17 protein-coding genes, 1 tRNA gene and 1 pseudogene are annotated in these 18,858 nt (G+C 57.8%); 14 read left to right on the top strand and 5 right to left on the bottom strand.

The features are described from left to right. Positions 1–229: 229 nt before the first annotated feature. Genes ISM_RS12800 through ISM_RS12790 form a run of 3 tightly spaced genes read left to right on the top strand, consistent with a single transcriptional unit; the run spans position 230 to position 3,083 of the window. Positions 230–1,984, top strand: coding sequence for a pilus assembly protein TadG-related protein (locus ISM_RS12800; RefSeq protein WP_420806192.1), 1,755 nt, complete (start codon positions 230–232; stop codon positions 1,982–1,984). After that, positions 1,981–2,517 carry a TadE/TadG family type IV pilus assembly protein gene (locus ISM_RS12795; protein WP_009814600.1) on the top strand — a complete coding sequence of 179 codons (537 nt, stop codon included), beginning with the start codon at positions 1,981–1,983 and terminating at the stop codon, positions 2,515–2,517. The genes ISM_RS12800 and ISM_RS12795 overlap by 4 nt, the downstream gene beginning before the upstream one ends. Further along, on the top strand, positions 2,517–3,083 hold the full coding sequence (locus tag ISM_RS12790; RefSeq protein WP_009814599.1) for a TadE/TadG family type IV pilus assembly protein: 567 nt from the start codon (positions 2,517–2,519) through the stop codon (positions 3,081–3,083). The genes ISM_RS12795 and ISM_RS12790 overlap by 1 nt, the downstream gene beginning before the upstream one ends. A 166-nt stretch (positions 3,084–3,249) precedes the next feature. On the opposite strand, the gene ISM_RS12785 is transcribed toward ISM_RS12790, so the two are convergent. Both ISM_RS12785 and ISM_RS12780 read right to left on the bottom strand, forming a co-directional pair. Beyond that, a complete protein-coding gene (locus ISM_RS12785; protein WP_009814598.1) occupies positions 3,250–3,732 on the bottom strand; it encodes a hypothetical protein in 483 nt (160 codons plus the stop codon). Between the two features lie 63 nt (positions 3,733–3,795). Continuing rightward, the gene (locus ISM_RS12780; RefSeq protein WP_009814597.1) at positions 3,796–4,740 is read right to left on the bottom strand and encodes an NAD(P)-dependent oxidoreductase; all 945 of its coding nucleotides are present in this window, start codon (positions 4,738–4,740) and stop codon (positions 3,796–3,798) included. A 218-nt stretch (positions 4,741–4,958) separates the two neighbouring features. Between ISM_RS12780 and ISM_RS12775 the strand changes: the two genes are divergently transcribed. Beyond that, positions 4,959–5,861 carry a pirin family protein gene (locus ISM_RS12775; protein ID WP_009814596.1) on the top strand — a complete coding sequence of 301 codons (903 nt, stop codon included), beginning with the start codon at positions 4,959–4,961 and terminating at the stop codon, positions 5,859–5,861. 39 nt (positions 5,862–5,900) lie between these two features. Here ISM_RS12775 and ISM_RS12770 read toward each other — a convergent pair whose 3' ends face one another. Beyond that, positions 5,901–6,488, bottom strand: a complete 588-nt coding sequence (locus ISM_RS12770) for a TetR/AcrR family transcriptional regulator (RefSeq protein ID WP_040618069.1) — start codon at positions 6,486–6,488, stop codon at positions 5,901–5,903. A gap of 132 nt (positions 6,489–6,620) precedes the next feature. Between ISM_RS12770 and ISM_RS12765 the strand changes: the two genes are divergently transcribed. From ISM_RS12765 to ISM_RS12740, 6 genes are all read left to right on the top strand, one after another. Continuing rightward, a complete protein-coding gene (locus tag ISM_RS12765) occupies positions 6,621–6,914 on the top strand; it encodes a hypothetical protein (RefSeq protein ID WP_009814594.1) in 294 nt (97 codons plus the stop codon). A 78-nt stretch (positions 6,915–6,992) separates the two neighbouring features. After that, a complete protein-coding gene (locus ISM_RS12760; protein WP_009814593.1) occupies positions 6,993–8,279 on the top strand; it encodes a homoserine dehydrogenase in 1,287 nt (428 codons plus the stop codon). A gap of 96 nt (positions 8,280–8,375) precedes the next feature. Continuing rightward, the gene (glpX, locus tag ISM_RS12755) at positions 8,376–9,341 is read left to right on the top strand and encodes a class II fructose-bisphosphatase (RefSeq protein WP_009814592.1); all 966 of its coding nucleotides are present in this window, start codon (positions 8,376–8,378) and stop codon (positions 9,339–9,341) included. Positions 9,342–9,360: 19 nt separating this feature from the next. Beyond that, positions 9,361–11,100, top strand: a complete 1,740-nt coding sequence (gene recJ / locus ISM_RS12750; protein WP_009814591.1) for a single-stranded-DNA-specific exonuclease RecJ — start codon at positions 9,361–9,363, stop codon at positions 11,098–11,100. A 103-nt stretch (positions 11,101–11,203) separates the two neighbouring features. Then, positions 11,204–11,278, top strand: a tRNA-Glu gene (locus ISM_RS12745). Positions 11,279–11,652: 374 nt separating this feature from the next. Beyond that, a complete protein-coding gene (locus tag ISM_RS12740; protein ID WP_083780927.1) occupies positions 11,653–13,176 on the top strand; it encodes a sensor histidine kinase in 1,524 nt (507 codons plus the stop codon). A 506-nt stretch (positions 13,177–13,682) separates the two neighbouring features. Here ISM_RS12740 and ISM_RS12735 read toward each other — a convergent pair. Beyond that, positions 13,683–15,230, bottom strand: coding sequence for a S1 family peptidase (locus tag ISM_RS12735; protein ID WP_009814589.1), 1,548 nt, complete (start codon positions 15,228–15,230; stop codon positions 13,683–13,685). Positions 15,231–15,300: 70 nt separating this feature from the next. On the opposite strand from ISM_RS12735, the gene ISM_RS12730 reads away from it, so the two are divergent. Further along, positions 15,301–15,591: a hypothetical protein gene (locus ISM_RS12730; RefSeq protein ID WP_156783391.1), complete on the top strand. Its 291-nt coding sequence runs from the start codon at positions 15,301–15,303 to the stop codon at positions 15,589–15,591. A 151-nt stretch (positions 15,592–15,742) separates the two neighbouring features. Here the strand turns inward: ISM_RS12730 and ISM_RS12725 are convergent, their stop codons facing one another. Next, positions 15,743–16,036: a putative quinol monooxygenase gene (locus ISM_RS12725; RefSeq protein ID WP_009814587.1), complete on the bottom strand. Its 294-nt coding sequence runs from the start codon at positions 16,034–16,036 to the stop codon at positions 15,743–15,745. 361 nt (positions 16,037–16,397) lie between these two features. Here ISM_RS12725 and ISM_RS12720 point away from each other — a divergent pair, with 361 nt between their 5' ends. The 3 genes and pseudogenes from ISM_RS12720 to ISM_RS18305 all read left to right on the top strand — a co-directional run. Further along, positions 16,398–18,101 carry an ATP-binding protein gene (locus ISM_RS12720; RefSeq protein ID WP_254655683.1) on the top strand — a complete coding sequence of 568 codons (1,704 nt, stop codon included), beginning with the start codon at positions 16,398–16,400 and terminating at the stop codon, positions 18,099–18,101. A gap of 102 nt (positions 18,102–18,203) precedes the next feature. Then, on the top strand, positions 18,204–18,419 hold the full coding sequence (locus ISM_RS18310; RefSeq protein WP_156783390.1) for a hypothetical protein: 216 nt from the start codon (positions 18,204–18,206) through the stop codon (positions 18,417–18,419). A 156-nt stretch (positions 18,420–18,575) separates the two neighbouring features. After that, positions 18,576–18,737 (top strand): annotated as a pseudogene (locus ISM_RS18305) (transposase); the annotation flags it as partial. Positions 18,738–18,858: the final 121 nt, after the last annotated feature.

Below are 18,858 nucleotides of genomic sequence, written 5' to 3'. Positions count from 1 at the left end.
CCATGATTTCGCTCTGCCTTGGTCGAGGGACGCCAACCCTCGGATTGTCGCCAGTGGCGCGACAATATTCCGAATCCCGCCGAAACGTCCACTAAACCCCTGAATTTAAGGTAATTTTGAGCGAATTCGGCCCTATTTTCGCCACTTTGCCCCGCCAAAACAACTGTTGCCGTAATCCGACTCGGCTTTGGCCACCCCGGCCCGATGAGGTGATGAAATGACAACGCGAATTTCTTTCCAGGCTCTCCGCCACGCGGTCGCAAAAGGCCGGCACGCACTGCCCGCCGCGACCCGCGCGTTCCGCCGTGACGAAAACGGTGGCGCGACGATCATGGCCCTGGTTTTCTTTCTCATCATGATCGCCGCTGGCGGCATCGCAGTCGATATGATGCGCTATGAAATGAAACGCGCGCAGATCCAGTCGACGCTCGATTCCGCCGTGCTGGCCTCGGCCGGTGCGCCCTACGGGTCGGATCACCGTGCCATCATCGAGGATTACTTTCGCGTCGCGAATATGACCGACTATCTCGCCGCTGAAAAAGAAGGCGAGATCGTGGTTACGGTCAACTCGGCCTCGGTCACCGCCAATGCCGATATGACGATGGACACCTATCTCATGAAGCTCAGCGGCATCAAAGAGCTGCGCACCACCGGCGGCTCGACCGCTGTGCGCAAAGTGCCGAAGCTCGAAGTGGTTCTGGTCCTCGACGTGTCGGGCTCGATGGGCAGCAACAGCAAGCTGGTGAACCTCAAGAAAGCCGCCAAGGAATTTGTGACCTCGCTGCTGAACGGCTCCGAGCCGGGCAATACCGTGATCTCTATCGTGCCCTTTAGCTGGTCGGTGAGCCCGTCGGTCGCCACGTTCGAGGCCCTTGCCGTTGACCGCAAGCATGAATTTTCGACCTGTATCCGGTTCAAGGCCAACGATCACAGCCATGCCTCGCTGGCCACCGGCAATTCGGGCTTTTCCAGCGGTCAACCGCTCGACCAGATGATCTACACCGCGCTTTACGGGAATTTCGACGAATTCAGCGGCAGCGAAAGCTCGTCTGACTATCGGTCCTGCTACGCCAATGATTACATGGAAATCCTGCCCTTCTCGGTTAGCGAAACCGAGTTGCACGCCAAGATCGACAGCCTTCAAGCCTCGGGCAATACCTCGGGCAACCAGGGCATGATCTGGGGCGCGGCGCTGCTCGACCCGAGCTTCCGCCAGATCACCGACGATCTGATCGCCGCGGGCGAGGTTGCCTCGTCGCAGGCCGCTATCCCGTCCAATTACGGCACGGCGGAAACGCTCAAGGTCGCCGTGGTCATGGGCGATGGGCAGAACACCACCTCTTATTTCTTCTCGAATGGCGGCCAATGGCGCGGCCAGAACTCGGACCTCTACGAGGTCAAGTCTCAGAAACGCGTGTTCAAATACGCCTATCGCAAGAACAAGAAGGACAAGATCAGCTACGATCAAAGCAAGTGTAGCAACAACTCTTGGGAATGCGTTTACGAATCCTCGGGAGAGATCGAAAGCGCCTTTTACCTGCACGACAATTATGGCGACAATCGCTACTACAACACCGAAGAAGGCGAATACCTGAGTTCCAGTGACTGGGATGATCTTCAAGATAGCGATGAATTCGTCAGCATGCGGCGCCTCGATTGGGAAGAGGCCTGGGGCTACATGTCGCCTTATTACTACTACCAGGTCACCGGCGACCCCAACGCATATTACGACTACTACTATTATGACCGCCTTGACGGGTCGGAAAAAGACACAAGGATGAAGGCCTCCTGCACCGCCACCAAGAATGAAGGTGTTGTGGTCTTCTCGATCGGCTTCGAAATCGATCAGGGCGGGACGGCTGAACAGGTGCTCAAGAACTGCGCGTCGAGTGAAAACCACTACTTCCGGGCCGAAGGCATCAACATCAATGACGCCTTCAGTGCCATCGCGTCCAACGTTGTGAACCTGCGGCTGACCCAATGATGCGCCTCGTTCCTTCCAAACTGGCGCGGTTCTGGCGCGGACAGGCGGGCAATGCGACCGTGGAATTCGTCATCGTCTTCCCGGTCTTCCTGACCCTGTTCCTGTTCTCCCTCGAACTGGCGATCATCACTCTGCGGCACACGATGCTCGAGCGTGGCCTCGACATCGCGGTGCGCGAGTTGCGGCTCGGCACCGGCAGCGCGCCGCAGCATGATGAGATCAAGCAGATCATCTGCGACAACGCGATGATCATCGCCAGCTGCAACAGCACGCTGCGGCTTGAAATGGTGCGCACCAATATCCGTACCCTGGGATCGCTGCCCGACGATGTGAACTGCGTCGATCAGTCGGAAGAGGCCGCCCCGGTGCGGACCTTCCAAAACGGCCAGCAAAACGAGCTGATGCTGCTCCGCGCTTGCGTGAAATACAGCCCCCTTCTGCCCGGCATGGATCTGGCCCAGGCGCTGGACAAGGATGGCGCCGGACAGGTGGCAATCGTTTCCAAAACCGCCTTTGTACAGGAGCCGCTCTGATGTTTGGCTTTGGGACATATCTCGGCCGCGGTCTGCGCCGCTTCTGGCGGCGCGACGACGGGTCGTTCGTGGTCGAATCCGTAATCGCCCTGCCCTTGCTGTTTCTCGCGGCGATGGTGATCTACGAATTTTTCGAGGTACACCGCTTCAACAGTGCCCGCGACAAGGCGAGCTATACAGTGGCCGACATGCTGTCGCGTGAAATGGGCACGGTGAACACGACCTATATCGACAACACCAAGAGCCTCTTCGACAGCATCGTCGACGACAACGCCGGCAGTCAGCTCCGCGTCACCGCCATCAGCTATGACGTCGACACCGACCGCTATGCGGTCTACTGGTCTGAGGTGCGCGGCACCGGCCCAATGTCGGTCCTGACAACCTCGGATATCGCGACGAGCCACGCCACCCTGCCGTTGATGTCGGATGGTGAACATATTCTGCTGATCGAATCCGTCTCTGACTATCAGCGGATGTTCGCGGCGGGTTTTTCCGAGGATATGGAGATCAAGACGCGGGTCATCACCAGCCCCCGTTTCGTGCCGAAAATCGACTGGGCCAGCTGATCCGGTTCACATGATCAGACCTTGGGGACACGCTCTGCTCGGCGTGTCCCTTTTGGTTTTTCAAGGGGTGCGCAGCCGGCAATTCACCCGCCCGAGCGCGGCACAGAGGGCCAAAATCCGCACTGTCGCTTTGCCGACGCAATACCGATGTCTTACCGACCCGCCATTATTCGCTGTTTTGCCGCGCCAGGATCTGCCCGGAAATCACCTCGGCCATGGCCTTGGCCTCGGCCGCGCCGGTGACACCGCCGATGCCCACACGCCGTCCCAGACGCCACCACATGCCGGGCTCCCAGCGCGGTTTCTGGGCCTCTTTCAGGATCACGATAAACCCGTTGGAGGGCTTGAAGGCAAAGGCCCCCCGGTCCACCCGGTCAATCTGATCGAGCTCGGCGATCATCTCGCCATCGCCGCTTTGCAGCCCGGTCTCATCGAGGATGATCGCCTGCTCCGTCGCCCGGAACATCCGTTGCGTGACATAGAGCGCCAGCGCGCCGAGCGCGATCAAAAACACCTTGATACCAAGGGTTTGCCCCTCGCCATTCAGCGCGAGATAGAGCAGCAAGCCGCCCAGACCGGCCAGCATGGCCAGCCCGAAATAGCGCCTTGGCGCCGAGGCGCGCATGGTGATCTGCATCGGTTCTGTCATGGCTTTACCCCTTGTGCTACGCGCTCATATCGCGAACGCCGCAAGGGGTAAAGCGAGCGCCGCTCAACGCGGCGGAAAGACTTCGGCCCCCGGCTCTTCGGGCTCGTCATCGACCATCTCGGGCGGAAAGCCCGGCGCCGTGACATCAAGCCCGGTCGCCTCTTCCAACCGCTTGATGATATTGGGAGAAAGCTCTCTCGGGCCAAAGCGCGAAATGCCATCCTGAAAGATCGAAATCAGCAGCGGGTTGAGCTCGAGCGGCACCTGCGCCCGGTCCGCAACCTCTTGGAAAAGCCCGATATCCTTGGCCACCAGATCCATCGTAAAGCTGATGTCGCGGCTGCCGTTGAGGATCACCTGGCTTTCGGTCTCATGCACGAAACTGTTGCCCGACGAGATGCGGATTGCCTCGAACGCGGTGTTGAGATCCATCCCCGCCCCCTTGGCCACGGTCAGCGCCTCGGCACAGCTCACCAGGTTGGCGGTGGCGAGATAGTTGGTGATCACCTTGAGCACACTGGCCGAGCCCAGATCGCCCGTGTGCAGCACCCGCCGCCCCATGATGGTCAGAAGCGGCAGAATGCGTTCAAACGTGGGCCGGTCGCAGCCCGCGAAAATGGCGATATTGCCCGTATCCGCCCGGTGACAGCCGCCCGAAACCGGACAATCCACCGCCGCACCGCCGCGCTCGATCACCAACGCGCCAAGCCGTTTGACCTCGGCCTCATCGGTGGTCGACATCTCCATCCAGATCTTGCCGGGCCCCACCTCGGGCAGCATCTCCTGCATCACCGCATCACTTGCCGCCGGGCTCGGCAGACAGGTGATCACCGCATCGCAATCGCGCATCATCTGCGCCGGGCTGCCCCCGGGACGCGCGCCCTTGGCTTCGAATTTCGCAACGAAATCAGGGTTCAGATCATGAACGCTGAGCTCGACACCATTGCGCAACAGGCTGCCGGACAGTTTGCCCCCGACATTGCCCAGGCCGATAAATCCAATTTTCAAAGCACTCTCCCTGCTTGTGTTTCGCCCTTGATGGCAGCCCGTTTGCGACCTCGCTACTGAAAACGCGACCTCGCGGTGAAAAAACTGCGCGAATGTTCATCTCCGCTCATTTTGCGCACAGGATGCGTGCGACCCTGCATATGGGCGCAGCCCACGCGCCCCCCTATCTTCTGCCACAGAAGGGCTTCACAGCGAGGCCCGCCAGAGGAGAACCGGATATGTCCCTCAGACCCGTGATCGAAACCCGTCAGGCCCAGCCTCATATCGAGGGCGCGGGCGTCCATCTTCACCGCGCCTTCGGCTTTGGCGACCCGAGCGAGCTCGACCCGTTCCTGCTCTTCGACGACTTTCGCAATGACGATCCCCGCGCCTATGCCAAGGGCTTTCCCTGGCACCCCCATCGCGGCATCGAAACCATCACCTATGTGCTCGCAGGCAGCGTCGATCACGCCGACAGTCTCGGCAATCACGGCGCGCTTGGCGCGGGCGATGTGCAATGGATGACGGCCGGGTCGGGCATCTTGCATCAGGAAATGCCCAAAGGTGACGCGCGCGGCCAGATGCACGGGTTTCAGCTCTGGGCAAACCTGCCGTCAGATCAAAAGATGACCGCCCCCCGCTATCAGGACATCGGCGCGGCCGATATCCCCGTGGTGATCGATGATGACGGCACCAGCGTGCGGGTGATCACCGGCGATTTCTGGGGCAAGCGTGGCCCGGTCGACGGCATCGCCGCCGATCCGCAATATCTCGATGTGCATGTGCCCGCCGGGGTGAAAAAGACCCTGCATGTCGACACTTACCGCAAGAGCTTTGCCTATGTGTTCGAGGGCAGTGGCGCCTTCTCGGACGCGAGCGCCCCGCAGGGCGTGCTGCTCGAGAAAGAATACGAAGGCCGCGAGTTGCATCTGCGCGACATGTCCGGCGACCGGACCTTGATCCGCTTTGGCACGGGCGACGAGATCACCGTTCAGGCAGGCGAACAGGGCGTGCGGTTTCTGCTGATCTCCGGCGCGCCGATTGACGAACCTGTCGCCTGGCACGGCCCGATCGTGATGAACACCGAGGCCGAGCTGCGGCAAGCCATCCGCGAGCTGAACAACGGCACATTCATCAAGTAAGACCCGGGGCGGCACGGGCCGCCCCACGCCCCACCCACCTCAGGCGGCGACCGTCCGGCGCACCATGTCGAGATAAATCCCCTCCACCTCATCGAGGCTGAGCCGGCCCTCTTCGCGGAACCATGTGTTGACCCCGGTCAGCATCGCGATGAGCGCCATGGTCGTCACCCGAGGCTCGGCCAGCCGAAAATGCCCCGCCGCCACGCCCGCGACGAGAATCTCGGTGAGCTGATCCTCATAGGTGCGGCGCATCGCTTCGATGGCTGCGAAATTCTCGGGCGTGAGATTGCGCAGCTCCATATAGGCGATGAACACCTCGTCGGGCCGGTTCGAGTGAAAGCGGATGTGAAACCGGGTGAATTGCTCGAGCGCCTGCACCGGATCGGCGGGCGCGTCCAGTTCGGCGCGCGCCGTTAACAATTCCTCCATATGCGCCTGCATAATCTCGAACAGAAGCGTTTGCTTGTCCGGGATGTAATTGTAGAGCGCGCCGGCCTGCACACCGACTTCGGCGGCGATCTTGCGCATCGACACGGCGGCAAAGCCATGCCGCGCAATCAGACGCCGCGCTGCCTCTCGCACGCGCGGGCCGGTGATATCGGAGTGTGAGCCTTGGGTTCTTGCCATTGGCCGAGGTTTATCTGAACGCGCGTTCAGATCAATCCCTTGCTTGCCACCTCGGGCGAAAGAGTGGCATTAGGGTCTCCGTATCGTTGCGAACCGGACCTGATCATGCCTCACCGCGCCTCTCGCCTTTCGATGGCTCTGGCCCCTGCCCTGATCCTGGGTGGGCTGGCATTCGGTGTCTCCGGCTGCACGCAATTCCCTGAGGTGAACGCCTCTGTGAGCGACGAGATGGCCAACAAGCCCTATCCCGATCTCGTGCCGATCCACACGTTGCGGGCGCGCATCGACAGCCCTAGCCTCACCCCGCAAAACGCCGACGCCGTCGCCGCCCGCGCCGACGCCCTCCGATCCCGCGCCGCCGCGCTCAAGCGGCGCGAAGCGGTCGATGCCCAGACCCGCGCCCGGATGGAGCGCGGAGTTAGGTAGAAAAGGGGTAAAAGCCGCGTTGCGCCCCTGACCTTTACCCGTTACATCGCCTTGAACCTAGCGAAACGGGAGAGTGAGATGAGCCAGCCTCTGCGCCTTGGGATTGCCGGTCTGGGGACCGTCGGCACCGGAGTGGTCAAGATTGTCCGCCAAAAGGCCAATCTCCTGTCGATGCGCGCCGGTCGGCCCATCGAGATCACCGCCGTGTCCGCCCGCTCGCGCAGCAAGGACCGGGGCATCAACATCAACCATTACGCCTGGGAAGATGATCCCGTGGTGCTCGCCCAGCGCGACGATGTCGATGTCTTCGTCGAGCTCATGGGCGGCAGCGACGGCCCCGCCAAGGCCGCGACCGAGGCCGCCATCGCCGCCGGCAAAGATGTGGTCACCGCCAACAAGGCGCTTTTGGCGCATCACGGTCAGGCCCTCGCGCTCAGCGCCGAAGAGGCCGGCCGCGTGATCCGGTTCGAGGCTGCCGTCGCGGGCGGCATCCCGGTGATCAAGGCACTGACCGAAGGTCTCGCCGGGAATGAAATCACCCGCGTCATGGGCGTGATGAACGGCACCTGCAACTATATCCTGACCCGGATGCAATCGGCGGGCCTGCCCTATGATGTGGTCTTTGAAGAGGCCAATCAGCTCGGCTATCTCGAGGCCGATCCGACGCTCGACGTGGGCGGCATCGACGCCGGTCACAAACTGTCGCTGCTGGCCTCCATCGCCTTTGGCACACAGGTCGATTTCGGCGCGGTCGAACTGGAAGGGATCGAGCGGATCACCATCCAGGACATTCACCACGCCGCTGATCTCGGCTTCCGGATCAAACTTCTGGGCGTGTGCCAGATGACCGGTCGCGGGCTCGAACAGCGCATGTCGCCCTGTCTCGTCCCGGCCGAGAGCCCACTGGGCCAGCTCGAGGGCGGCACGAACATGTGCGTGCTCGAAGGCGATATGGTCGAACAGATCGTGCTCCGTGGTCCCGGCGCGGGCGAAGGCCCGACCGCCAGCGCCGTGATGGGCGATGTGATGGATATCGCGCGTGGCTTCCGGGTCTCGACCTTTGGCATGCCCGCAGCCGAGCTGAGCGCCGCCAAACCGGCCCAGGCCGTGACCCCCGCCCCCTATTACCTGCGCATTTCGCTCGACGACAAACCCGGGGCGCTGGCCAAGGTCGCCAAGGCGCTGGGCGAGGCGGGCGTTTCCATCGACCGCATGCGTCAGGTCCGCCATGACGAGGCCACCGCGCCGGTTCTCATCGTCACCCATAAAACCACCCGCGCCGCGCTCGAAGAGGCGCTGGCCCATATGGCCGGTCTCGATGTCATTGCCGAGACGCCGGTGGCGCTGCGCATCGAAAAGGTCTGACCTCGCGGCCTGCCCGCGCGCATGTCCCGCGACTTGTGCGCGGGGCGGCACAAAGATAAACCTGTCTGCGACCCAAAGTTTCAAGGAAGATTGCCCATGTCCGCCGCCACCACCGATTTTGACGACCGTATGCTGTCGCTGGGTCTTGCCCGCGTTTCCGAACAGGCGGCGCTTGCCTGCGCGCATCTGATCGGGCGCGGCGATGAAAAGGCCGCCGATCAGGCCGCCGTCAACGCCATGCGCGAAGAGCTTGGCAAGCTGGCCATCGCCGGTGTCGTGGTCATCGGCGAAGGTGAACGCGACGAGGCGCCGATGCTCTATATCGGCGAAGAGGTCGGCACCGGTGAAGGCCCGGGCGTCGATATTGCGCTCGACCCGCTCGAAGGCACCACGCTGACCGCCAAGGCCATGCCCAACGCGCTGACCGTGATCGCCATGGCACCGCGCGGCAGCCTGCTGCACGCGCCCGACGTCTATATGGAAAAACTGGCCATCGGGCCGGGCTATGACAAGGATGTGGTGAGCCTCGAGATGAGCCCGCGCGAGCGTGTCGAAGCGCTGGCCAAGGCCAAGGGCGTCAAGCCCTCCGAGATCACCGTTTGTATTCTCGAACGCCCCCGCCACGAAGACATGATCGCCGAAGTGCGCGAAACCGGCGCGGCCGTGTTCCTCATCCCCGATGGGGATGTGGCCGGTGTCATCCACTGCGCCGAAGCCCGCCTGACCGGCATCGACATGTATATGGGCACCGGCGGCGCCCCCGAAGGCGTGCTCGCAGCCTCGGCGCTCAAATGCATGGGCGGTCAGATCTGGGGCCGTCTGCTGTTCCGCAACGACGACGAAAAAGGCCGCGCGACCAAGGCCGGGATCACCGATTTCGACCGTGTCTATTCGCGCGATGAAATGGTCACCGGCGATGTAATCTTTGCCGCGACAGGCGTCACCGACGGTTCGCTCGCCTCAGGCATCAAATCGCGCCCCGGCTATGTGGAAACCGAAACCGTGCTGATGCGCTCGAAATCCGGCTCGCTGCGCCGCATGGTCTATCGCAAGCCGGTGTGAGCCAGCGCGAGCCCCTCACATGAGCTTTCTGGGCATCGCGCAATCGCTGACCGGACGGCGCTGGATCGGTCCCACGACCGAAATAGACCGGCTCGCCGAGGCGATGGCCCAGACCACCGATTTGCCTCGCGCCCTGTGCCAGATTCTGGCCCGGCGCGGGGTCGAGCCGCAAGAGGCCGAGAGCTTTCTCACCCCGCAGATCCGTGACCTGTTGCCCGATCCCCGTGGTCTCAAGGATATGGAAGCGGCCGCACAGCGGTTTCTTCTGGCGGTACAACGCGGCGAGAGAATCGCGATTTTTGCCGATTACGATGTGGATGGCGGCAGTTCCGCGGCGCTTCTCATCGACTGGCTGCGGCAGATGGGCCGGGCCGCCACGCTCTATGTGCCTGACCGCATTGACGAGGGCTATGGCCCCAATGATGCCGCCATGGCCGAGCTTGCCAGCACGCACGATCTGATCATCTGCGTCGATTGCGGCACGCTGAGCCATGGGCCGGTGGCCGCGGCCAAAGACGCGGATGTGGTCATTCTCGACCATCACCTTGGCGGCGAGACCCTGCCCGAGGCGGTCGCGGTGGTGAACCCCAACCGACAGGATGAGGACGGGGCGCTGGCGCATCTCTGCGCGGCGGCGGTGGTGTTTCTGATGTTGGTCGAGGCCGGGCGACAGCTGCGCGAGGCCGGGCAAAAAGGCCCTGATCTCATGGCGATGCTCGATCTGGTGGCGCTGGCGACCGTGGCCGATGTCGCGCCGCTTATCGGCGTCAACCGTGCCTTTGTGCGGCAAGGGTTGCGCGTCATGGCGCGGCGCGAACGGCCGGGGCTTGTGGCGCTGGCGGATGCCGCCCGGCTCGACCGGCCGCCTGCGGCCTATCACCTCGGCTTCGTGCTTGGCCCCCGGGTCAATGCAGGCGGGCGGATCGGCCAGGCCGATCTGGGCGCGCGGCTTTTGAGCACCGACAACCCTGCGGAGGCGCGGGCGCTTGCCGACCGTCTCGAAGAGCTCAACCGCGAGCGCCGCGATGTCGAGGCTCAGGTGCGGGCCGCCGCCCTCGATCAGGCCGAGGCGCGCGGGCTCGATGCGCCGCTGGTTTGGGCCGCGGGCGATGGCTGGCACCCCGGTGTGGTGGGAATCGTCGCCAGCCGCCTCAAGGAGGCCGCCAACCGCCCCGCCATCGTCATTGGCTTCGATGGCGACGAGGGCAAGGGCTCTGGCCGCTCGATCTCGGGCGTCGATCTGGGGGCCTCGATCCAGAAGCTTGCCGCCGAAGGGCTGTTGATCAAAGGCGGCGGGCATAAGATGGCCGCCGGGCTGACCGTGGCCCGCGATCAGCTTGATGCCGCGATGGCGCGCCTGTCGGAACTGCTCGACAAACAGGGCGCAGGGGCTGCCGGGGCCGCCGATCTGCGGCTCGACGGTCTCTTGATGCCCGGGGCCGCGACGCCCGAGTTGATTGATCAGATCGACGGCGCCGGTCCCTTTGGCGCCGGGGCCTCCGCACCGCGCTATGTGTTCTCGGACATGCAGATCAGCTTTGCCAAGCGGATCGGCGAGAGCCACCTCAAACTGCGGTTTGGCGATGGCATGGGCGCGTCCTTGGAGGCGATCTCCTTTGCGGCGTTCGATGGCCCGCTGGGCCCCGTGCTAAGCGAACATGGCGGGGCGCGGTTTCATCTCGCGGGGCGGCTTGAGATCAATCATTGGGGTGGGCGGCAGAGTGTTCAGCTGCGTTTGGAGGATGCGGCGCGGGCTTAAAATAGGTGGCTCGAAAAAAAATCGGAAAGAAGTGCATTTTGCTGCAAAAATCCTCTTGCACCCGTCCCCGGTTTTGCCTAGTTACGCGACACGCCACGGCGCTGGCCCGTTCGTCTATCGGTTAGGACGCCAGGTTTTCAACCTGGAAAGAGGGGTTCGATTCCCCTACGGGCTGCCAAAATCCATTGAAATCAATGGCTTGCAGTGCCAACAGGCAATTTGCCGGCTCTATAAGTTTCAATGGGTTAGTGCACTTAGTGCCAACAACCCTTCCACCAAAAGAGCCCCTCCGCTGCCGCCGTTCCCCGTCCGTCTATCCTGAGTAAGTTACACGCTGCGTATCCTCGAAATGAGAGGTTTGGTTTCCTAGCGCACCAAAGGCCGCTTATCCCTTTCGCACTTAGTGACACTTGGAACTTTGCCATTTCGCACACTCGCCCTAGTTGAGATGGCATGAGTATTTTCATGTCTCGATTGAGTTCGGCACGCATTCATGCTTCCTCGCTTTTGGCGCCAGCTAACTGTGAAGGATTGCAGCCGTGAACTGACCAGATGAAAAATTTGCAATCAAAACACACCACGCCGCCTCCAGTTAAGCAGTCTGATGTTGAGATTCTAAAATCTCGCATTCAAGAGCTGGAAATTCTTAAGACTGCTGTAGAAGCGGCTGACGTTGGGATTTTCCACCTGGACCTTAGGACCAACACGTCTACCATTTCAGGAGCATGGCGCCGCCTGATGGGCGTCGAAAACACAGAGATATCGTATTTTCAGGCAGAATGGCGTAAGCGAGTTCACCCGGAAGACCTATCACGCCTTGAAACCGCTCTTGAAGAACATCTAGCAGGTCACACCAATCGTGTGTCGATCGACTATCGCCTTCGCCCCTTCAACTCCGAGGAATGGCGTTGGTTCCGCACCGATGCCTCATGCACTGAATGGGATGCCGGAGGTGTGGCGCTCAATCTAGTAGGCACTCAGTGGGAGATCAGCAAACGAAAGCGGATGGAGCTAGCCCTTAAGCAAAGCGAAGAAGATCTACGCTCACTTGTTGACAACACACCTATAGGGAGCGCCTTGGTCGCCCTCGATGGCGTCTGCATACGATCCAACAAGGCTCTTCGGAGGTACCTAGGCTACTCCGCGGACGAGTTTGCAAAGCTTAATTTCAAAACACTAATACATTGGGAAGACCTTCCAGTTCACAATGACAACGTGGCCTTGTTATTGAATGGGCATGCGGCATCCTTCGAGATGGAGCGCCGCTACATTCGAAAAGACGGTAATGTTGTCTGGGGGCACGTGTGCTGTGTGTTGGCTCGGGACGTGGATGGAAACCCGCAGCACTATGTGGTCCAGATTATCGACATCACTGCTCAGCGCCGTCTTGAAGAAATGAAGCGTGACTTTATCAATCTAGCCAGCCACGAAATCCGCACACCGGTCACCACTATCACTGGCGCCCTTGATATCGCACACATGCTCTATTCGAAAGGCACGGACAAAAAGCTGGCGGAACTCCTTTCAATAGCCAAACGAGGAAGCGACCGACTACGATCCATTCTCGATGACCTTTTGGATTTTGACAGGGTGTCCGCGAGCACCATGGCTCTCACGATCGTGCGTTGCGACATCACTGATGTCATCAACCACGCGATCGCCCGCTCTGCAAAAATCCTAGACGAACGGAGCGCCAAAATCAGCCTCAGTCAATCTGATGAGGTTATAGAATGGCACTGTGATCCAATCATGTTGCAGAAAGTGCTAATCAGCCTTATCTCAAATGCAGCCAAATACTCACCAAAGAATGGTGAGATAGTGATTACTGCAAGCGTAGACGCGGCGAACCTAGCAATCTGCGTTAGAGATTACGGTATCGGCATCCCTTTAGAGTTTCACGAACATGCCTTTGAGCCATTTTGGCAAAGGGATCCGTCGGATGCGCGTGCCCACCAAAGTATCGGATTCGGACTCAGTGTGTCTCGCCATGTAATTAGGCAGATGGGAGGCGAGCTATCGATCGAACCGGTTGATGGCCCTGGAACAGAATTTAAGATAGTTCTTTCGAAAGTATAGCACACTAACAGCACACGAACTCGAAACGGCCTATTTTCTCAGAGTTGGCCTGGTTCCAAGATAAGATCATCCTTGACCAACTCTTGGACTGACGAAGCGCGCTCTCGAGCACGACCGACACAGAAACCTATAACAAACAAAGCTCCGCACAGCAGTACGTTCAACATGCCAAGTCACCCCCAAATGACCATTTCTGTTGGTCACCGTATCATTTTTAAACCCGACATCTTCATGGCTTTAGTACGGCTATCTCAAGTAAAAAGCCCGGGCTAAGCTTCTTCGATCTCACCATATTCCGCTAACGGCCCTTACCTGCTGTTCGATTCTTGGTCGAGCGCTGCAGCGCAGATCCACCAAATCGACCATTCAAGCGTGACGCAGAAATCTCGAAGGATTAGGGTGGGCTGAGCGAACAAATCTGCCGTTCACGATAGACCAAAAGGTGTTGACCATCTCCGATTTTAGCTTGGCATGGCCTGCCTTCAGTTCACATCTCGGTCGCGATCTCATTCCTTTGTTTTAATGGAAATAAGTGCCGCAAGCTTTGAAGCTGGCACACCAAGGTTCGATCCGCCAAATTCGGGCAGAATGGCTGCGTTTATTGCAATTACCTCGCCTTGCAGGTTCAGGACAGGTCCGCCACTGCCACCCACGGTCGTTTCGGCGTCATAGACCAGCGCTTCAGACGCAACCCTGGCCGTGATGCCGCGGCTCGCGAGGGGGAATATCAGGCCAGCATCGGACAAACGCCTTGAGACGTTCCAGAAATCGAGTTCCTTATCCGCCTCCAACTGCCGGACGAACTCGTGGCCGGACTGGGCAAGCAGACTTCGAAGTCCCGTCGGATAGCCCAACAAAATTACCTCTTCGCCGACGCTCGGCGTCCCCGAGGCCAGAAGCAACCCGTCCAGTTCCGGTAATCCTGCCTCAATCGCGAGAATGGCAAGGTCCGCGGTTTCGCTTGCAGTTTTCAGAGAAACGTCGACTGGCATTTGGAGATTTGGAAAGTAGGCGACGAATTTGGAAACGACGGGTTCTAAGACGTCAGCGCTGATTGGACCAGAGTATCTTCCACGCTCCCATGGCAAGGCAACATGTCTGTTGGTTGCCAGATAGCGGCCGCCACCAAGTAAAAAGCCAGTTCCGGTTAGCTGAACCTTTGCAACCGGGCCATTCCCGTCCAACGACAAAAGCGGCTGCCCTTGCGGCAACATTACCGGCACGCCATCGCGGTTTATAACATGCCTTAATTCGTTGCCGGTAACGATGTCCCGAAGACTGTATTCCAGTTGAAGAAATGCGACGGCCTCGGTTGATTTACGGATGACACGTTTTACCGCCTCGGAGTGGCGTTCGAGTTCAGCAAGCCGCTCGGCATTCAAAGAGACCTGGCTGCTCAAGTCATTGCGAAGTTCGACCAGGTCACTCGGCTTTAGGGCCTCATCGCGCGCTTTTGCCAGTGATGCCGCAACAGAATCCAATTGGCCTGCACCGGCTTCTATCCTTTCCTGCAAGAGCCGACTTGCTTGATATTGACTGTATGCCAGACCAGCGAGCGCCAAGATGGCCACGACGACTGTCACCCGATAGGCGATTGTTGTTTGCCAGATCAATCGCCCCCCAAACTGGGCCGCCGCATGCCTTAGTCGATACGTGAACGGTTTGCGGCTGAAACGGAGGTAGGCAATAGAGTCGCTGGCAATCTCGGACACGGTCCAACGAAGCGGCAAAATTCCGTCGAAACGGTGATATCGAACCATCGGGCCGTTCTCGCCGAATTCGATCATATCTCCGCCTCGGAGACTTGCCGACTTGACCAACCGCTTATTGATCCAGAACTCGTTATCCGCAGTTGCCGTTATAATGTAGTCCGTTTCAGACCTATTTAGAACGGCAAACTGCGATTCACCGTCCTGAAGGTCTTGCTGGTCGGTGAACCGAAGGTTTTGATCCGCTTCAAGAAATGCATAAATCTCGTCGTCGAACAGACGAGTCTCTGATCCGCGCTGCGGTCCAGTAAGTTGTTCAAGTATGACGGTATAGCCAGCGGACATGGCAATTTATCCTTCCGCGATCTGGATAGCATAACAGATCCATGGACGAATGTCGCCTCAGGGCTCAAAGTTGACTATTATCATCCGCGTAAAGGAAGTCCCGTTGTCCCCGGAGGACGAAATGCCCGCACATCCGACGCCTAGCGCAGAAGGCCACTACTGGGCCAAACTGGTCCACCCTCATCATGAACCAGAAGGTGAGGAATGGGCTTCGTATGACTGGGAGGTTGTTCAGGTTAATTACAACAATGGGACCGGCGAGGATCAATGGCGCGTTTACGTACCCGGCATCGAGCCAGGCCAGTTGATCGACGCTTTCATCTGGGGACCACGGGTCCCTGATTTCAACCAGTCCAGCTGATCCCGGGTGACTTCTATGCGGGGCGAAGCCGCCGTTACGCATCGGCGGCTGACCCGTCAGGCGAGGGCGGCGTTCAAGCGTTCTAGTGACGTCCGTGGCCCGCTCATTGAATTTGTATAAATCTTTAAGAGCTGCATCCAACCCCCTAAAATCATTCTACAAATTCATAGTGCTTTATCGAACGCGACTCCACTAACTCAGCCTCCGCCGGGTCTATGTGCGGGCTCTCAAAATCTTCGCCGACAAAAGCCTTGAGCGCCTCTAGGCTTTCCCACAACATCACAAAACTGAACTCTCGTGGTGTGTCTTCACGGGCAGCCCCAGGGAACACTAGAACGATACCCTTCGTGCCTCTCATCAAAGGGATTGCAATCTCATGAAAGAAATTGCTGAACTCCTCCTCTTTGCCAGGCCGCGTAACGATCTGGAAAATGCGCATGATCATCCATTCGCCCTCCTTAAAGTGCGGTCCTTGAATGTATGAACGCCTCTCGTTTCTCGATGATATCACTTTTTTACGAACCTGTCCGATCTGCGCTCGCAGCCGTCCTGCGGCGTAGCGGCAACAACAGCCCTTTGCCCTCTAAGCTAGGCATCGCTCGCGGCCCAGAGCCGACATTAGTCGTTTTGCCAATCGTTGCGGTTCAGATCCTCGAGAGCTGCCGATCAAGCATGGAGGAGCATTCTCGAAGAGGGAAGGCCTGCATTGCTGATCATGTTGACGTCGACATTTTTCATGTGCCTTAAAATGGCCGCATTCAGAAAGCAGGACACGTTAAGAGGCAGTCTAAGAAAAGTATATCTACATGTGGGGCAATCGAATTACACTTAAGGCGCAGATATATCTATCTTTTGCTGTGGTGTTTGGCTTGGGACTGCTTAGCCTAAGCTTCATCGGACTAAACGCAGTTAACTTGGTAGACGAAGCCGCGGTGGCCAAGCAGGAGCGTATAGCTTCTCGCAAGCTTGAACAGGCTGTCAGTAAAATTCCTGAGCAACAGCGGAGTGCGACCGTTTGGGATCATGCGGTTCGCAAAACTATGGAGCGTGACAAGGTCTGGATGAATGCGAACCTTGGTGGGTGGATGCAAGAGTACTTCGGACATGACGAGAACTATGTATTAGACAAAGATAATAAACCTATTTTCGCCTCAGCCTTTGGAGAAGTTTGGTCAACTGAAATATATGAGGCTCGGGCTCAAACCATCAGACCTCTGGTGGCAGAAATTCGGGAAGCCATTTTCCAAGCTAAAACAAAACAAGAGGACATTAGCTCGATACTTTCTGAAGTAGAAGCCTGGGATGTATTCGATTTAAAAGATAAACTGGCTATTGTCAGCGTAGTACCCATTGTTCCGGACACGGAGAACGAATTTCAAAATTATGTCGCTGAAAACCTTCATGTGGCAGTGCGGTATGTAGATGACGAGCTTGCGAATGAGATTAGCAGTCCAATTGAGTTGGAAAAAGCAGCTTTCAAGGACTTAGATTCGTCTCTAATGGCGGCTCATGTTCCGTTGACGGACAGGTCAGGCAACGTAATCACTTGGCTTTCTTGGACCCCCGATTTGCCCGGGACAGACTTAGCGTATAAGCTTCTGCCTGTTCTGCTGCTGTCTGCTTCGGCGCTGATATCACTGATTACATGGGTCACGTTTCATCTCATAAGGGTTTCAGATAAGTTGCAAATGAGTGAGGCCACAGCTCTATCAACGATAAGAATGCTGGAGGAGGCCAAAGATGATGCAAAGGTCGCCGACTTAGCTAAGATTAATTTTCTAAGTGTTGTAAGCCATGAGCTCAGAACGCCGTTAACGGTCATTCTCGGCTATGCGCGTCTTGGAGCGCATTTGAAGCAGATGCCGCCCGCGAGAAAATTAGCCCAAGCTCTTGAAAGTGATAACGTTTGCCTTGATGAGGTGAAAAAACTTGCCGACGAAATTATGGAATCTTCTGTCTCCGGCATGGTGAAAATTGAAAAATCAGGTGAACATTTACTATTCTTAGTAAACCAATTGCTAGATTACGCCAGGATCGAAACAGGTCGCCTGGAGATAGAACCGGAAGTTTGTGACATTACTTATGTGGTGGCCCCCGTGGTTGAGCAAATGCGGGTTCTTACTGAAGAAAAGGGGCTTGAACTAACTACCGAGCTAAAGTCGGCAATGGTTTATGCGGATGTTGTGCGCACGCGGCAAATTGTTATTAACTTACTGGGAAATGCAATAAAGTTCACAGAAACTGGAGGAGTCTCCCTATCAGTAAAGGAGAAGGTCGACGTAATTGAGATTGTTATTCAGGATTCTGGCATTGGCATCGAGAACAAAGATCTTGAGCGTGTTTTCAAGGCATTCTACCAAACAGATTCTTCCTATTCGCGTACTGTCGAAGGGGTCGGTCTAGGCCTGTCAATTGCAAAAGAGTTGGCTAACTTAGAAGGCGGCGATATCACTGTTAGCAGTGAGGTAGGCGTTGGCAGTACTTTCACACTTACATTGGAAAAGGCATGAAGATGCTCGATGACTTGTTGATCGAGCAGAATCGCCACTTGCCGAGCCGGAATAGTTTCGTCGGCATGCCTCACTTGAACCGTCTGAAAGAGTAGGTGGAACATGAAACGTACAAAGCCGTCGACTCAGCGTGGAGAGATGGAGCCCTTCCATCACCGGTCGGCTTCACAGGGTATTGAAATGAAACGCAATGAAGCGCTCAGAAAGATTGAAGAGGCCCAAAAAAAGCTTTGGTTTAAACGTCCTATAGTTTGGTTCCTGTTAGCGATCATTTTTTGTATGGTTTTCGGTGCAATTGCATATGACCTGCTTACATGAGATGTTCGGAATTTAACGCTAGCCTGTTGTTTAACTGCAGTGCGTCCTGAAAATTTCCCCGTCTATGGACAGAGTTTTCCGCTAGGTTGCCCTTGGCTGGGAGAGGAGCGGATAGCGATTAAAGCATCCTACTTCACGGACGCGTAGAAAGCGTTCATCATCAAGCAAGGCGAAGAAAGAGCATCTGTTGCTGAGATTTGTCGGAAGGCTGGGATCAGCCAGGCGACGCACTTTAACTGGAAGAAGAAGATCACTAGGATTATGCCAACGGGCATGAAGAATCTTCATGAACTGGAAGACGCTGATTTTCAAACAAAGTCTAGGAAGGACTTGTGGCTCTCAATGCCAACGACCCAATTCGCTGCCGTTTACGCGAAGAACAAACGTTGTCGACGTCCAGCTTGCTGCAGCTCGTTTTTGTCGAAGACGTCTTGGAAAA

The organism is Roseovarius nubinhibens ISM, assembly GCF_000152625.1.
GTDB lineage: Bacteria > Pseudomonadota > Alphaproteobacteria > Rhodobacterales > Rhodobacteraceae > Roseovarius > Roseovarius nubinhibens.
Note: the sequence above shows the minus strand (reverse complement) of the source record. Positions and strands in the feature narration are given on the sequence as shown.